Genomic DNA, 16243 nt, shown 5'->3' on the forward strand with positions numbered 1-16243 from the left:
GATTCAGAGACATAGACCGCCATGAGCTTTCCCGTCAGCTTCGAGTTTTTTCCCACCAAGACGCCCGAAGGCGCTGCCAAGCATGTGGGCGTGCGCCAGGCCCTGTATGCGCGCAAGCCCGAGTTCTGCTCCGTGACCTATGGCGCGGGCGGCTCCACCCAGGCCGGCACCTTCACCATGGTGCGCGACATCCAGAACGAGGGTGTGGGCGCGGCCTCGCACTTTTCCTGCATCGGCGCCACGCATGAAAAAGTGCGCGCCGAGCTGAACGAACTCAAGGCCATGGGCGTCAAGCGCATCGTCGCCTTGCGCGGCGACCTGCCCAGCGGCTACGGCCTGGGCGGCGAGTTCCAGTACGCCAGCGATCTGGTGGCATTCGTGCGCCAGGAGTTCGGCGACTGGTTTCACATCGAAGTTGCCGCCTATCCCGAAACTCACCCTCAAGCAAAGTCCCCTCGCAGCGATCTGGACGCATTTGTTGCTAAAGTGCGCGCTGGTGCAGATTCCGCCATCACGCAATACTTCTACAATGCCGACGCATACATGCGCTTTGTCGATGAGGTGAGGGCTCTGGGGCTTGACGTGCCGGTCGTGCCAGGAATCATGCCGATTACCAGCTCTACACAGCTGATGCGCTTCTCGGATGCATGTGGTGCCGAGATTCCGCGCTGGATTCGTCTGCGTCTGCAGGCGTTCGGAGATGACACCGCTTCCATTCGTGCGTTCGGTCTGGATGTCGTGACTCATCTATGCGAGCAGTTGCGCAGCCAGGGTGCTCCCGGGCTGCACTTCTATACGATGAACCAGAGCGTCGCCACTCTGGAGATCTGCGACCGTCTGGGTCTGTAAGCCAAAAGCTTGCCGGCTGCGAGGCGGCCGGTCTTGGGCGGCTCTCACTTGAGCTTTCAAGGAGATTGCGCCCGTGCAACCGAAATTTTGGCGCTTGCGTTGTTGTCAGTGGATAGGTCTTGCCGTCGTTACCGCGACCATGGCCGGCTGTGCTCCACTGCAGGAAAAGCCCGAGGAGCAGCCCCCCGTCGCTCAGAGCCAGTCCCGGAAAAAGGGCGCGCAGCCCACGGTCTCGGCCCCGCTGCTGCCCGACGCCTATGCGCGCAGCAACTATCGCGACAAAGGTCTGGGCGTCAAGGCCAACAAGCCTGCGGATGCCGACAAGGCAGACCTGCCCGAAGACAGCAACAAGTACGAGCTGAGCCCTCCGCGTGAAAGCGATCAGGCGGGTCTGGCCTCCTGGTATGGCGAGCAGTTCCACGGTCGCAAGACGGCCAGCGGCGAGCGCTTCGACAGCATGGACCTGACGGCAGCGCACAAGACCCTGCCTTTCGGGACGCGTGTTTGCGTGCGCAGCTCCGTGACCGGCAAGAGCGTGGTGGTGCGTATCAATGACCGCGGCCCTTTCGCGCCCGGTCGCGTCATCGACCTGAGCAAGGCCGCGGCCCAGGAACTGGGCATGCTGGGACTGGGCATCAAGCCCGTGGAGCTGTGGCAGCTGGACGCCGATGAAGACGAGTGCCCGGCCACGCTCAATGCGTCGAGCCGAAAGCGTCACCCCAGTGTGGCGCAGGGCGCTGCAGCCGCCAAGACGCGTGCGGCATCCGCGAATCAGCCCGCGCGCAAGGTCTCACAGACCGCCAAGCGCAAGCGCTGAACCTTATTTCCGGTTGAAGGCGCACCGCCGGCGGAGCTGGTGCGCCCGGACTGCAGAGGGGGCCGGCAAGGGCCGACCCGCAGCCGCGCAATCAGCCGCCAGACTCCAGCGTGAATCCTGCATTGCTGTCCTGACCCAGCAGCTTGACCAGCTGAGGCATGGCAGGCTTGAGCTGATCCTTGAGATTGAACGGCGGGTTGATCAGAAACATGCCGCTGGCGGGCAGGCCGCCGCGCTCCGAGGTCTTGTTGCTCTTGACCGTGAGCGTTGCATGCAGCCAGCTCTTGCCGGCCTTGGTGGCCATGGTCTTGAGGCGCTTGGGCAGGTCATGGGCTTCGGGGCGCGGGATGATGGGGTACCAGACGGCGTAAGTGCCTGTGGGAAAGCGCTTGAGGCTGTCCGCCACCATATCCAGCACGCGGCCGTAGTCGGTCTTCAGTTCGTAGCTCGGATCGCAGAGCAGCAATGCGCGGCGCGATGGCGGAGGCAGGAATTTCTTCACGCCTTCAAAACCGTCCTCGTGCAGGATGGCGACCTGGCGCCTGACTTCCAGCTGGGCCATGTTGCCGGTCAGCGAGCGCATGTCCGTGGGGTGCAGCTCAAAGGCCTTGAGACGGTCATGACCGCGCAGCAGCGCCTGGGTGATGAAGGGCGAGCCGGGATAGTTGCGGATGGCATTGCCCTGGTTGAAGCGACGCACCATCTGAAGATAGTCCTGCAGCACCGGGGCCAGCTCGGCCTCCTTGGCGGCAGCCAGGCGCAGCACGCCTTCTTCGGCCTCGCCGCTCTTGCTGGCGTAGTCGCCGTCCAGGCGGTACAGGCCGGCTCCGCCGTGGGTGTCGAGCACCGTCAGCGCAGCCTCTTTTTGCGTGAGGTATTGCACGGTGGCAATCAGAACGGTGTGCTTGAGCACATCGGCGTGATTGCCTGCATGGAAGGCGTGGCGGTAACTGAACATAGAAATGGATGGTAACCAGCAGGGCAAGAGGGGAACAGCACTTTTTACCCTGTGGTCTTTAAAGGCTGTCGGCGCCTGGGTGCAGAGGGAGAAACAGGCGCTAGGGGCTGTTTCACAACAGGCTGCTGCACGAAAACACGCAGATTCTGGCGTTTTTGTATAATGGTGGGCTTCGCAGCGATTTTATGGTTCCCGCGGCGAAGGCTTGGGCCAAGTTTAAATGGGTCCGAGTAACCCCGCCTAAGAGGCTTCCTTTAAAAGACCTGTCTTTTTCAAGAAGAAGCACCGACCGCGGAAAAGGGACCGCCAAACCCTCTTGAAAGAGAAAACTCATGTCTACATTCAGCGCAAAGCCCGCTGAGGTGCAACACGAGTGGTTTGTGATTGACGCCACCGATAAGGTGCTCGGACGTGTCGCCAGCGAAGTGGCACTCCGTCTGCGCGGCAAGCACAAGGCCATTTACACACCTCACGTTGACACCGGTGACTACATCGTCATCATCAACGCCTCCAAGCTCAAGGTCACTGGTACCAAGAACCTGGACAAGGTGTACTACCGTCACTCCGGTTTCCCCGGCGGCATCACTGCCACCAACTTCCGCGACCTGCAAGCCAAGTTCCCTGGCCGTGCTCTCGAGAAGGCCGTCAAGGGCATGCTGCCCAAGGGTCCTCTGGGCTACGCCATGATCAAGAAGCTGAAGGTTTACGGCGGTGCTGAGCACCCCCATACCGCACAGCAGCCTAAGGCTCTGGAAATCTAAGGAGACCTAGATGATTGGTGATTGGAACAATGGCACAGGCCGTCGCAAGTCCAGCGTCGCTCGCGTGTTTCTGAAGAAGGGCTCCGGCAAGATTACTGTGAATGGCAAGGACATTCAGCAGTACTTCGGCCGCGAAACCTCCATCATGATCGCAAAGCAACCCCTGGTTCTGACTGAGAACCTGGAGACTTTCGACATTCAAGTGAACGTCCATGGCGGCGGCGAATCCGGTCAAGCCGGTGCAACCCGTCACGGCATCACTCGTGCCCTGATCGACTATGACGCAGCGCTGAAGCCTGCACTGAGCCAAGCCGGCTTCGTGACTCGCGACGCTCGTGAAGTCGAACGTAAGAAGGTCGGTCTGCACTCCGCACGCCGCGCCAAGCAGTTCTCGAAGCGTTAATCCGCGTCCCCTGCAGGAAAGACTCTTCGGAGTCTTTTCAAGAAAAGCCGCCTCGAATGCAAGTTCCAGGCGGTTTTTTCATGGGCGGTGCAGCCTTGTCCAGCGCTTGCGCAAAGCCCCCACTTGCTCTGGCGACAAACAGATGCGGCCGGTATTCCCGAGCCCCTTGCTGTACCATTTCAAGCAATCAAGAAACTACGGAGTAATGCCATGAGCGCCGTTGCTGAAACCACGACCACCGAAATGCCTTCCCCCATCGTCTTCACCGACAGCGCTGCTGCCAAGGTGGCCGACCTGATTGCCGAAGAAGGCAATCCCGATCTGAAGCTGCGCGTTTTTGTGCAAGGTGGTGGCTGCTCCGGTTTCCAGTACGGTTTCACCTTCGACGAGATCACCAACGACGACGACACCACCATGACCAAGAACGGTGTCTCGCTGCTGATCGACTCGATGAGCTATCAGTATCTGGTGGGTGCCGAGATCGACTACAAGGAAGACCTGCAAGGCGCTCAGTTCGTGATCAAGAACCCCAATGCCTCGACTACCTGCGGCTGCGGCTCCAGCTTCTCGGTCTGAGTGAAATGATTGTTCGCGCGCCGGCCGCTCTGGTCTGGCGCCTGCATATTGCTTAAGCCGCTGCTTGTCAGCGGCTTTTTTGTTGCCTTGACGCCTCGTTCCGGAGCTGCCCATGGGTGAGATGCCCACCGCACACCATAGTGCCCCCCATAAAGAAAGACTGCTGTGGCTGGTGGCCATAGGCTTTTTCATGCAGTCGCTGGACGCGACCATACTCAACACGGCGTTGCCGGCCATGGCGACCGAGCTGGGCGAGAGCCCGATGAAGATGCAGTCCGTCATCGTGGCCTATGCGTTGACCACGGCCATGCTGATTCCGGCCACGGGCTGGGTGGCCGACCGCTTTGGCACGCGGCGCGTCTACGGCTGGGCGATAGGCCTGTTTGTGCTGGGCTCGGTGCTGTGCGCGCTCTCGCCCAGCCTGCCGTTTCTGATCGCGGCACGCGTGGTGCAGGGCGTGGGCGGCGCCATGATGCTGCCCGTGGGGCGGCTGGCCGTGCTGCGCACCTATCCGCGTGGCGAGTTCATTCGCGCCATGAGCTTTATCGCCATTCCCGGCCAGGTCGGGCCGCTGCTGGGGCCTACCCTGGGCGGCTGGATGGTGGAGTACGCCAGCTGGCACTGGATCTTCTGGATCAATGTGCCCGTGGGACTGATCGGGCTGTGGGCCACCTGGCGCTGGTTCCCGCGCAGCGCGCCCGTGCCCGTGCACCGCTTTGACGGCACGGGCTACGCCATGCTGGCCTTCGGCATGGTGGCCATTTCCATCGCGCTGGACGGCCTGTCCGGCATGGGGCTGGGCATGGCGCTGGTGGTGGTGCTCATGGTGTTCGGTCTGGCCAGTCTGGCCAGTTACTGGATGCATGCGCTGCGTGTGGATGAGCCGTTGTTTCCGCCGGGCCTGTTCAAGGTGCGCTCGCTGCGCGTGGGCCTGCTGGGCAATCTGTTCACCCGTTTCGGCAGCGGTGCCGCTCCGTTTCTGATTCCGTTGATGCTGCAGGTCGGTCTCAAGATGTCGCCCATGAACGCGGGTCTGATGATGCTGGCTACCGTCACCGGCAGCATGCTGGTCAAGCGCATTGCCGTGCGCACGGTGCAGCGCTTTGGCTACAAGCGCGTGCTGCAGGTCAATTCGGTGATGCTGGCGGTGATGCTGGCCTCCTTCGGGCTGGTGGTGCCGGGCACGCCGGTCTGGCTGCTGCTGGTGCAGCTGTTCATCTTCGGCGGCTTCAACTCCATGCAGTTCTCGGCCATGAATTCGGTCACGCTCAAGGACATGGAGGGCGAGTCTGCGAGCAGCGGCAACAGCCTGCTGTCCATGGTGCAGATGCTGGCCATGAGCATGGGCGTGGCCCTGGCCGGAGCCTTGCTGACGGGCTTCAGCGATATGTGGCCGGCGCACAGCGACGAGCGCATGCAGGCCATTCGCGCCACCTTTGTGACGGTGGCCTTGATGACGCTGGCGGCAACGCTGGTGTTCAGCCAGCTCGATGCCGACGAGCCTGTACGTCCGGCTCCGGATGGTGGCGATGCCTGAAAATTTGATAGCTTGAAGCGATTGTCAATAAAAGATTTTAGATAGTTTTATCTATGAAATTGTTTATTGGAAGGCGCTAATAGCTATTGATAAGAGAGTGTGACTGGGTTTCCATTCCCTGGGATTTACCCGTAGGGAGCCGGGTTTTGTACGGGTTCTCCCTTGATTTTGGTCACGGATATATGACGCGCTACATAGCCCCTATGAGCGCGTCTGTATGAGAAGCTGCCCATGCAGGCGTAGCCTTCGATCTTGACGAATGCTGCGTTTGGAATGCATCTTGCATGCAGGCATTCAATCTCACCCTGTCCCACGATCATGAGCACCAGTCAGAACTCTCAACCGATACGCTTCTTCCACCGCGGCGAGGTGGTGGAAGTGCAAGGCCCGCACCCCACACGCTCCGTGCTCCAATGGCTGCGCGAGGATGCCCATTGCACCGGCACCAAGGAAGGCTGCAACGAAGGCGACTGCGGTGCCTGCACGGTAGTCATCGGCGAGCTGGCCGAAGCCGGCGATACCGAGGCCATCAACGGCCTGCGCCTGCAGACCGTCAATGCCTGCATTCAGTTTCTGCCAAGCCTGCATGGCAAGGCCTTGTTCACGGTGGAAGACCTCAAGAGCCAGTGCGCGGGCAAGTCTGCCTGCGCCGGCAAGCCGGCAGGCCCGCAAAGCCTGCATCCGGTACAGCAGGCCATGGTGGAGTGCCATGGTTCGCAATGCGGCTTCTGCACGCCCGGCATCGTGATGACGCTGTGGTCGGCCTATGAGCATCACCAGCAGCAGGGCAGCGAGCCCACGCGCCAGCAACTGGCCGACGAACTCTCGGGCAATCTGTGCCGCTGCACGGGCTATCGCCCGATTCTCGATGCCGGTCAGCGCATGTTCGACCTGCCTGCGGTGCGACTGGATACGGCGCCCGTGGTGGCTGCGCTGCAAGGCCTGCAGGCCGAGGCCGGCGACGCGGGTCTGAACTATGCGGCGCCCCAGGGGCTGCGCACCGACTTCTTCCACGCTCCGCGCACGCTGGCAGAGCTGGCCGGTCTGTGCGAGGCCAAGCCCAAGGCCCGCATCGTGGCCGGCTCCACCGATGTGGGGCTCTGGGTCAACAAGCAGTTTCGCGACCTGGGCGACATGATTTATGTCGGCGACGTGGCCGAGATGAAGCGCATCGAAGTGCGGCCCGACGCCGAGGGCGGCGAGTTGTACATCGGCGCCGGTGCCTCGCTGGAATCGGCCTGGAGTGCGCTGGTGCAACGCTGGCCCAGTCTGACCGATGTCTGGCTGCGCTTTGCCTCCACGCCCATCCGCCACGCGGGGACCATGGGCGGCAATGTGGCCAATGGTTCGCCTATCGGCGATTCGCCGCCGGTGCTGATGGCGCTGGATGCCCAGATCGAGCTGCGCAAGGGCGAGCGCGTGCGCCGCATGCCGCTGACGGATTTCTATCTGGACTATATGAAGAACCAGCTGGAGGCCGGAGAGTTCGTGCAGGCCCTGGCTGTGCCGCTGGCGGCCATGCAGCGCCAGGTGCGCGGCTACAAGATCAGCAAGCGCTTCGACTGCGATATCTCGGCACTGTGCGCCGGCTTTGCCGTCGAGCTCGATGGCGATATCGTGCAATCCATCCGACTGGCTTTTGGCGGCATGGCCGCCACGGTCAGAAGAGCTGCCAACGCGGAAGCGGCCCTGCTCGGCAAGCCCTGGAGCCCGGAGAACGTGAAGGCTGCTCAGGCCGCACTGGCCCAGGATTTCAAGCCCATGAGCGATATGCGTGCCAGCGCCGATTACCGTCTCAAGGTGGCGCAGAACCTGATCCAGCGTCTGTGGCTGGAAACGCGCGCCGATCAGCCGCAGGGCACTGATGCGACCAGTGTCTGGAGCGTGATGCCCCATGTCGTTCCCGCCGCCGTGGAGCAAGGAGTCTGAAATGAACCACCCCCTTGAATTGTCGAATGAATTGGTGGCGGAAGCCTTTGCCGATTACCGCAAGAACCAGGCCTATCGCATCGACGAAGTGACCGAGGCCAAGGCCCATGATCAGGGCGCGCGCGTGGGCGTCAGCCGCAAGCATGAGTCCGCACATCTGCATGTGGCCGGCGAGGCCGCCTATATCGACGATCTGCCAGAGCTGGAGGGAACGCTGCATTGCGCCCTGGGCCTCTCCCCCGTGGCCCACGGCCGCTTGACGGCGCTGGCGCTGGAGGCGGTGCGGGCCATGCCCGAAGTGGTGGACGTGATCACGGCAGCCGACATCCCCGGCGTCAACGATTGCGGCTCCATCATTCATGACGACCCGATTCTGTGTGATGGCGAAATCCGCTACGTAGGCCAGCCCCTGTTCGCCGTGATTGCCCGCTCGCGCGATGCGGCAAGGCGTGCGGCCGCCCTGGCCAAGGCTGCGGCCACCATCAGCGAGCTGCCGCCCGTGCTGACACCGCGCAAGGCCCATGAGCTGGGCCAGTACGTGATGCCGCCCATGCACCTGGAGCGCAGCACCCGGGAAGGCGGCGCGCGCGCCGCCATGGATGCCGCGCCGCATCGCCTCAAGGGTTCCTTCGATGTGGGCGGGCAGGAGCAGTTCTATCTGGAAGGGCAGATCAGCTACGCCACGCCCAAGGAAGACGGAGCCGTGCATATTCATTGCTCCACCCAGCATCCCAGCGAGATGCAGCATCTGGTGGCTCATGCTCTGGGTGTGGCTTCGCACAGCGTGCATGTGGAATGCCGGCGCATGGGCGGCGGCTTCGGTGGCAAGGAATCGCAGTCGGCGCTGTTCGCGTGTGTGGCGGCCGTGGCGGCCACCCGGCTGCAAAAGCCGGTCAAGCTGCGTCTGGACCGCGACGACGACTTCATGATCACCGGTCGCCGTCACTGCTTCTGGTATGAGTACGAGGTGGGCTATGACGATGAAGGCCGCGTGCTGGGAGCCGAGATCTCCATGGTCTCGCGCGCCGGTCACTCTGCCGATCTGTCGGCGCCGGTGATGACGCGTGCGCTCTGCCATTTCGACAATACCTACTGGCTGCCCGATGTGCTCATGCATGGCTATATGGGCAAGACCAACACCCAGAGCAATACGGCTTTCCGTGGCTTTGGCGGACCTCAGGGCGCGATTGCCATCGAGAACATCCTGGATACGGTGGCGCGCAGCCTGGGGCGCGATCCGCTCGATGTGCGGCGCGTCAACTTCTACGGCAAGGGCGAGCGCAACATCACGCCTTACGAGCAGGTCGTGACCGATAACGTGATTCACGAGCTGGTGGCCGAGCTGGAGGAGTCCAGCGACTACCGTGCGCGTCGTGCAGCCGTGAATGCCTTCAACGCCGGCAGTGCCGTGCTCAAGCGCGGCCTGGCGCTGACGCCGCTGAAGTTCGGCATCTCCTTCAATGTGGCCCACTTCAACCAGGCCGGCGCACTGGTCCATATCTATACCGATGGCTCCATTCTCGTCAACCATGGCGGTACCGAAATGGGCCAGGGCCTGAACACCAAGGTGGCGCAGGTCGTGGCGCATGAGCTGGGCGTGGCATTCGAGAATGTGCGCGTGACGGCGACGGATACCAGCAAGGTGGCCAACACCTCGGCCACGGCGGCATCGACGGGAGCCGACCTCAACGGCAAGGCCGCACAGGATGCCGCACGCCAGCTGCGCGAGCGTCTGGCCGAATGCGCCGCACGCCTGCATGGCGGCGATGCCCATGACGTGCGCTTTGCCAACAATGCGGTGCAGGTCAATGGCCAGAATGTGCCGTTTGCCGAGCTCGTGCGCGCCGCCTATCTGCAGCGTGTGCAGCTGTGGTCGGATGGCTTTTATGCCACGCCCGGCCTGCACTGGGATGGCAAGCGCATGAAGGGCCACCCCTTCTTCTACTTTGCCTATGGTGCAGCCGTCAGCGAAGTGGTCATCGACACGCTGACGGGCGAATGGAAGCTGCTGCGTGCCGATGTGCTGCATGACGTGGGCCGTTCGCTGAACCCGGCTGTCGATGTGGGCCAGGTGGAGGGTGCCTTCATTCAGGGCATGGGCTGGCTGACCACCGAAGAGCTGGTCTGGCATCCGCAAACCGGAAAGCTCACGACCCATGCGCCCAGTACCTACAAGATTCCCACGGCCAATGACTGCCCGCCGGTCTTCAATGTGCGCCTGTTCGAGGGCGACAACTATGAAGACTCCATCCACCGCAGCAAGGCCGTGGGCGAGCCCCCGCTGCTGCTGCCGTTCTCGGTGTTCTTCGCGATTCGCGATGCGGTGTCGGCCGCCGGCGAGCACCGCATGAACCCTCCACTGCAGGCGCCTGCCACGTCAGAAGCCATCCTGCGTGCAGTGGAAGCCGTTCAAGGGCACACTGGCTAGTTTTTCCTCACAGGTGTTGTCGCCTTGCGGGGCGGCAGCCATTTGAGTCATGGCTGTTTGCCGCGGGGCAAGGCCATGTGCTGCGCCGTCCATTTGGCGGCGCAGGACCGGGCGCGTTCCTCGCGTTGCGCCTCGCATGCAAAACAACACGGAGACTATGCAATGAACTGGACAGAGCGGATATTCAAACTCAGTGAGCACAAAACCAATGTGCGCACCGAACTGGTCGCAGGACTGACGACCTTTCTTTCAATGGCCTACATCATGTTCGTCAACCCCTCCATTCTGGGGGATGCGGGCATGCCAAAAGGCTCGGTCTTTGTCGCCACCTGCCTGATCGCAGCGCTGGGCTCGACCATCATGGCGCTGTATGCCAACTACCCGATTGCGCTGGCGCCGGGCATGGGGCTGAACGCCTATTTCGCCTATGTGGTGGTGCTCAAGATGGGCTATACATGGGAGGCTGCACTGGGTGCGGTGTTCGTCTCGGGATGTCTGTTCCTGATCTGCACCATGCTGGGCCTGCGTGAGCTCATCATCAAGGGTATACCGCAGTCCATACGCGTTTCCATCACCGTGGGTCTGGGTCTTTTCCTGGCGCTGATCGCGCTCAAGACCGCCGGTGTGGTTGCTGCCGACCAAAATACCTATGTGACGCTGGGCGATCTGCACAAGCCCGAGGTCATCATGGCGCTGCTGGGCTTTTTGCTGATCGTGGTGCTGGACCGCCTCAAGGTGCCGGGCGCCTTGCTGATCGGCATCCTGGCCGTGACCGTGGCCTCGTTCTTCTTCGGTGGCAACACCTTTCACGGCATCTTCTCGGCGCCTCCCTCCATCGAGCCCACCTTCATGAAGCTCGACATCAAGACGGCGCTGACCACGGGCTTCCTCAATGTGGTGCTGGTGTTCTTCCTGGTGGAGCTGTTTGATGCCACCGGCACGCTGATGGGCGTGGCGCGTCGCGCCGGCCTGCTGGTGCCCGAGCGCATGGGGCGTTTCAATCGTTCGCTGCTGGCCGATTCGGGCGCGATCTTTGTGGGCTCCATCCTGGGTACCTCCAGCACTACTGCCTATGTGGAGAGCGCTGCCGGTGTGCAGGCCGGCGGTCGTACGGGCCTGACGGCTCTCACGGTTGCCATGCTCTTCCTGGCCTGTCTGTTCATCGCGCCGCTGGCCGGTGTGGTGCCCGGCTATGCCACAGCGCCTGCGCTGCTGTTCGTGGCCTGCCTGATGCTGCGTGACCTGACGGAAGTGCAGTGGGATGAAACCACCGAAGCCATACCGGCGGTCGTCACTGCACTGATGATGCCTTTCACCTACTCCATCGCCAACGGTCTGGCCTTCGGCTTCATCACCTATGCCGTACTCAAGCTGTGCACGGGCAAGGTCAAGGAGGTGCACTGGATCATGTGGGTGATTGCTGCCCTGTTCCTGTTCAAGTTCATCTACGTCGGCGGTCACTGAGTCTTCAGGCGCTGATCGAACCCGGCATGGCTCGATGGAGCCAGCCGGGCAGGATATCCAAGATGCGAAAAGCAGTCCGGCTACTGGTGGGTCGGGCTGCTTTTTGCATTGCGTGCGGCAGGCTACCGGCAGGCCTGCCGACGGCCTGTGTTTTGCGCAAGCGTGGACTGTTCCGCAGCGGCTACCAGAGCAGCACGCTGCGCGGTCATTTCGGCTTGCCCGATCTGCCTGTGGTGCAGCACAAGGCGCAGGCGGTCGAAGTCGTGGCCTGAGCCAGCAGGCTGGCTGGCGTCTGCGCTGTCAAGCGGGGTGGATGGCGCCCAGAATGCGCGGGCCGCTGGCGCCCGTCACGCTGGCCAGATTGCCAGGCAGGCCCAACAGGCACTGGCGTGCCAGCCAGGCAAAGGCGGCGGCTTCCACTTCCAGCGGGGGCAGGCCGCGCTCTGCCGTGGAACTCACCCTCACGCCCGGTAGCAGGGCGGCCAGGCGTTGCATCAGATGGGTGTTCAGTGCACCGCCGCCGCAGACCAGCAGTTCGCGGCCGTTGCTGCCGAAGCGCTGCACGGCATGGGCGCAGCTGGCGGCCGTGAATTCGGCAAGGCTTGCCTGCACATCGACCGCGGCGGCCTGCGCCGCATGTTGCTGCAGATGCCGCTCCAGCCAGCCGGCGTGAAACAGATCGCGTCCCGTGCTCTTGGGTGGCTGCTGGGCCAGATAGGGATCGCCCAGCATGGCGGCCAGCAGCTCGGGCAGGACCTTGCCGCTGGCGGCCCACCGGCCGCTCTCGTCATAGCTCTTGCCGGTATGGCGCAGGCACCAGCCATCCATCAGTGCATTGCCGGTGCCGGTATCGAAGCCCAGCACCGAGCCGTCGGCCCCCAGCACGCTGAGATTGGCAATGCCGCCGATATTGAGCACCAGGGCTGTTTCCCCGGGCTTGCCAAACACGCTTTGATGAAATGCCGGCACCAGCGGCGCACCCTGGCCACCCGCCGCCACATCGCGGCTGCGCAGGTCCGCGACGACGGTGATGCGGGTCAGCTCGGCCAGCAGGGCGGGACTGTTGAGCTGCAGCGTATAGCCCGTGCCATCGAACATCTGCGGACGGTGGCGCACGGTCTGGCCATGGGCGCCTATGGCGGCGATCTGCCTGGCCTGGACGCCGGCTGCAGTCAGCAGTTGCTGCACCACCTGTGCATAGTGGCGCACCAGTGCATTGGCGGCCAGGGCGGCGCGATGGAGCTCGTCCTGGCCGCCAGCGGTGTTGAGGGCCAGCAACTCGGCGCGCAATGCCGCGTCGAAGCCGCAGCTGGCATGTTGCAGCACCTGGGTGCCACGGCTGAAGTCCACGAGAACCCCGTCGACGCCGTCCAGCGATGTACCGGACATCAGGCCGATATAGAGGGCGCTTTGAGCGGCTTGTTCAATGGCATTGGGCATGGCAGATCAGAGGGTTGGCGTGCGGTTTACTATCTTAGCTGTAGCGTTTGCGGCTTTCCTGGCGGTCGCTGCAAACGATCCTGATGCGCAAATGAAAAAGGGCTGCAATTTGCAGCCCTCAGGTCGTTTCGCGGCGCTGGATCAGCGCGCGCTGGCCAAGGCGAACGACTGCGTGCCGGCGTTGAGTTCGATGCGCATCTGCGCTGCCTGCTGCTCGAAGGCCGGGCGGGCGGCCTTGGAGATGGGCTGGGCGGCATCGGTGATCTGGGCAATGGTCAGCGGGTCGCGCTGCTCGCCCTTGTCGCGGAACTCGAAGTGCAGATGAGGGCCGGTGGCCCAGCCCGTGGAGCCCACGGCGCCGATGATGTCGCCCTGGTCGACGCGCTGGCCGCGCTTGACGTCGATGCGGCTCAGGTGGGCATACACAGTGGTGTGCTGGTTGGCGTGGTCGACAAAGATCACATTGCCGTAACCGTTTTGTACGCCGGCAAAGGACACGACGCCGTCGCCCACGGTGCGCACCTTGGTGCCCGTGGGTGCCGCGAAGTCGGTGCCCAGATGAGCGCGCCAGGTTTTCTGGATGGGGTGGACGCGCATGGAGAAGCCGCTGCTGATGCGCGAAAACTCCACGGGGTAGTTCAGATAGGCCTGGCGCAGGCTCTTGCCGTCCAGCGTGTAGTAGGCGCCCTTCTTGCCGGCTTCCTGGAACCACATGGCCTGGTGCGACTTGCCGTTGTTGTAGAACTCGGTGCTCAGCACGCGGCCGGCACGCAGAGGCTCGCCATCGGCTTCCAGCGATTCATAGACCACGGCAAAGCGGTCGCCCTTGCGCAGGCCGCGGCGGAAGTCCAGCTCGCCCTGGAAAATGTCGGCCATCTGCATGGAGACACTGTCGGGAATGTCGGAGGCATCCGTGGCGGCAAAGAAGGAGGAGCGAATCACGCCACCCGCGAGACGGGGGCTGGCTGTGAGCTTGCCGGTCTCGATCTTGGACTGCAGCTTGCCGTCCACGCGTTCCACGGTCAGGCGCTGAAAGCTGCCGTCTTCGCTGGGGGCCCAGCGCACGGTCAGCTGGCTCAGCTGCTGGTCGGGCGTGGTCTCTGCGGACACCAGTCGGCCGGCGCGGCCCAGCACGTTCTGGCGCACGGCTTCGTTGCTGCGCATGAAGGCGGCGGCCTGCGGGTCGGCAATGCCAAGGCGCTGCAGCAGCGACTCGGTGGTGTCGTTGCTGCGGGTGTATTCGGAACGGTAGAGGGAGAAGGACTGCAGATCCGTCAGATCGGCCAGGTCCTGGCCGGCGGCCAGGGAGGTGACGGGTTCGGTCAGTGTACGCACGGGGAGGTCGGCGGGGTCGGGGCCCAGGCTGGCCACTGCGAAGGCGCCGCTGCCACCGGTCAGCAAAACAGTCGCCAGCGCCGCCGTGGCGCGCTTGGGGTGTTTCTGCAGAGCCGATGTCAGCCGCGCAAGCAGGGCACCGCCGGCATTTTTCAAGCCAGTCATCAAAACATCAAATCCTTGGGAAAGCGTGTCGGTGGAGTTGGTATTTGTTACGACTGACACGTCTCCAGCAGCTCTACCGTGCCATAAGTCCATCCAAAGAGGTCTTTATGAGGGAGCAGTCTAGAATTGACCGTAACACCAAACCTCCAAGTATATCGGCCGCGTCCTACCTCGCCTGCCGAAAAACCCTTATGAATCAATCTGCTGTTACAAGTTTTCCCGTGACCGACAGAGTGAACCAGGCGCTGGAAGTCACTCTGCGTGGAGTCGATGAGCTGCTGCCCAAGGACGAGTGGGTCCAGAAGCTGGCCAGGTCGGAAGCCACCGGCGTGCCCCTGCGCATCAAGCTGGGTCTGGATCCGACAGCTCCCGACATTCACCTGGGCCATACCGTGGTGCTCAACAAGATGCGCCAGCTGCAGGATCTGGGCCATCAGGTGATCTTCCTGATCGGCGACTTCACCACGCTGATCGGTGACCCTTCGGGCCGCAACTCCACACGCCCGCCGCTGACGGCCGAGCAGATCAAGGTCAATGCCGAGACTTATTACACCCAGGCCGCCAAGGTGCTGGACCCGGCCAGGACCGAGGTGCGCTACAACAGCGAGTGGTGCGACCAGCTGGGCGCGCGCGGCATGATCCAGCTGTCGGCCAAGTACACGGTGGCGCGCATGATGGAGCGCAACGACTTCCATACGCGCTTCACCGACGGCAGCTCCATCAGCCTGCACGAGTTTCTCTACCCGCTGCTGCAGGGCTATGACTCGGTGGCGCTCAAGTCCGATCTGGAGCTGGGCGGCACCGATCAGAAGTTCAATCTGATGATGGGCAGGCATCTTCAGGCTGAATATGCTCAGGAGCAGCAGTGTGTGCTCACAATGCCATTGCTGGTGGGCCTGGACGGCGTGCACAAGATGTCCAAGTCCAAGAACAACTACATCGGCATCACCGAAGACGCCAACACCATGTTCGCCAAGGTGCTGTCGATCTCGGACGATCTGATGTGGGACTGGTACACCCTGCTGTCCTTCAAGAGCCTGGCCGAGATCGCCGCGCTCAAGGCCGAGATCGAGGCCGGCGGCAATCCCAAGCATGCCAAGGTGGCTCTGGCCAAGGAGATCACCGCGCGCTTCCACAGCGCCGAAGCCGCCGATGCGGCCGAGCAGGATTTCATCAACCGTTCCAAGGGCGGCATTCCCGATGACATCCCTGAAATCAGCCTGTCCGGCGCTCCGCTGGGCATTGGTGCGCTGGTCAAGCAGGCCAATCTGGCTGCATCGACCGGCGAAGCCAACCGCCTGATCGATGGCGGCGGTGTGCGCGTTGACGGCAACGTCATCAGCGACCGCGCATTGAAGCTGGATGCGGGCACCTTTGTGCTGCAGGTGGGCAAGCGCAAGTTTGCGCGCGTCACGCTGAGCTGAGCGCCCTGGGGCGCCTTGCCCCATTCGCCTTTTTTGCGCTTGGCGCCACAGGTCAAGGCCTTTGCCGCTGTGGCTTGGCCTAAAGAGGTGACAGTAAAAATGAGAGCTGTTTACGCTTGATACATCTACGTTTCAAATCACTTTGTATTTGAAACCG

At 62.7% G+C, this 16243-nt stretch carries 14 protein-coding genes; 11 read left to right on the forward strand and 3 right to left on the reverse strand.

Annotated features, from left to right (window positions below):
* Positions 1 to 21 precede the first annotated feature (21 nt).
* On the forward strand, positions 22 to 849 hold the full coding sequence (gene metF / locus NOX35_RS03155; RefSeq protein ID WP_003061724.1) for a methylenetetrahydrofolate reductase [NAD(P)H]: 828 nt from the start codon (positions 22 to 24) through the stop codon (positions 847 to 849).
* 139 nt (positions 850 to 988) lie between these two features.
* Positions 989 to 1666, forward strand: a complete 678-nt coding sequence (locus tag NOX35_RS03160; protein WP_182287086.1) for a septal ring lytic transglycosylase RlpA family protein — start codon at positions 989 to 991, stop codon at positions 1664 to 1666.
* Positions 1667 to 1757: 91 nt separating this feature from the next.
* On the opposite strand, the gene NOX35_RS03165 is transcribed toward NOX35_RS03160, so the two are convergent.
* Positions 1758 to 2624, reverse strand: coding sequence for a 23S rRNA (adenine(2030)-N(6))-methyltransferase RlmJ (locus tag NOX35_RS03165; RefSeq protein ID WP_256495686.1), 867 nt, complete (start codon positions 2622 to 2624; stop codon positions 1758 to 1760).
* Positions 2625 to 2956: 332 nt separating this feature from the next.
* Here NOX35_RS03165 and rplM point away from each other — a divergent pair, with 332 nt between their 5' ends.
* The 8 genes from rplM to NOX35_RS03205 all read left to right on the forward strand — a co-directional run bounded on the left by rplM (position 2957) and on the right by NOX35_RS03205 (position 11994).
* The gene (gene rplM, locus NOX35_RS03170) at positions 2957 to 3385 is read left to right on the forward strand and encodes a 50S ribosomal protein L13 (protein WP_003059004.1); all 429 of its coding nucleotides are present in this window, start codon (positions 2957 to 2959) and stop codon (positions 3383 to 3385) included.
* Positions 3386 to 3395: 10 nt separating this feature from the next.
* Complete coding sequence (gene rpsI, locus NOX35_RS03175; RefSeq protein ID WP_003059002.1) at positions 3396 to 3788, forward strand: 30S ribosomal protein S9; 393 nt, start codon at positions 3396 to 3398, stop codon at positions 3786 to 3788.
* A gap of 210 nt (positions 3789 to 3998) precedes the next feature.
* On the forward strand, positions 3999 to 4364 hold the full coding sequence (gene erpA, locus NOX35_RS03180; RefSeq protein ID WP_003059000.1) for an iron-sulfur cluster insertion protein ErpA: 366 nt from the start codon (positions 3999 to 4001) through the stop codon (positions 4362 to 4364).
* Between the two features lie 112 nt (positions 4365 to 4476).
* Positions 4477 to 5901 carry a multidrug transporter subunit MdtD gene (gene mdtD / locus NOX35_RS03185; RefSeq protein ID WP_256495690.1) on the forward strand — a complete coding sequence of 475 codons (1425 nt, stop codon included), beginning with the start codon at positions 4477 to 4479 and terminating at the stop codon, positions 5899 to 5901.
* Between the two features lie 318 nt (positions 5902 to 6219).
* A complete protein-coding gene (gene xdhA / locus NOX35_RS03190) occupies positions 6220 to 7830 on the forward strand; it encodes a xanthine dehydrogenase small subunit (RefSeq protein ID WP_182285575.1) in 1611 nt (536 codons plus the stop codon).
* A gap of 1 nt (position 7831) precedes the next feature.
* On the forward strand, positions 7832 to 10258 hold the full coding sequence (gene xdhB / locus NOX35_RS03195; RefSeq protein ID WP_182285576.1) for a xanthine dehydrogenase molybdopterin binding subunit: 2427 nt from the start codon (positions 7832 to 7834) through the stop codon (positions 10256 to 10258).
* A gap of 162 nt (positions 10259 to 10420) precedes the next feature.
* A complete protein-coding gene (locus NOX35_RS03200) occupies positions 10421 to 11722 on the forward strand; it encodes an NCS2 family permease (protein ID WP_256495692.1) in 1302 nt (433 codons plus the stop codon).
* 62 nt (positions 11723 to 11784) lie between these two features.
* Positions 11785 to 11994, forward strand: coding sequence for a hypothetical protein (locus tag NOX35_RS03205; RefSeq protein WP_182287335.1), 210 nt, complete (start codon positions 11785 to 11787; stop codon positions 11992 to 11994).
* Between the two features lie 28 nt (positions 11995 to 12022).
* Here NOX35_RS03205 and NOX35_RS03210 read toward each other — a convergent pair whose 3' ends face one another.
* Positions 12023 to 13162, reverse strand: coding sequence for an anhydro-N-acetylmuramic acid kinase (locus NOX35_RS03210; RefSeq protein WP_182285578.1), 1140 nt, complete (start codon positions 13160 to 13162; stop codon positions 12023 to 12025).
* A 141-nt stretch (positions 13163 to 13303) separates the two neighbouring features.
* A complete protein-coding gene (locus NOX35_RS03215; RefSeq protein WP_182285579.1) occupies positions 13304 to 14662 on the reverse strand; it encodes a M23 family metallopeptidase in 1359 nt (452 codons plus the stop codon).
* Positions 14663 to 14853: 191 nt separating this feature from the next.
* On the opposite strand from NOX35_RS03215, the gene tyrS reads away from it, so the two are divergent.
* On the forward strand, positions 14854 to 16086 hold the full coding sequence (gene tyrS, locus NOX35_RS03220) for a tyrosine--tRNA ligase (protein ID WP_182285580.1): 1233 nt from the start codon (positions 14854 to 14856) through the stop codon (positions 16084 to 16086).
* The last annotated feature ends 157 nt before the right edge of the window (positions 16087 to 16243 follow it).

This window comes from Comamonas sp. C11 (assembly GCF_024496285.1).
Classification (GTDB): Bacteria; Pseudomonadota; Gammaproteobacteria; order Burkholderiales; family Burkholderiaceae_C; genus Comamonas; species Comamonas testosteroni_F.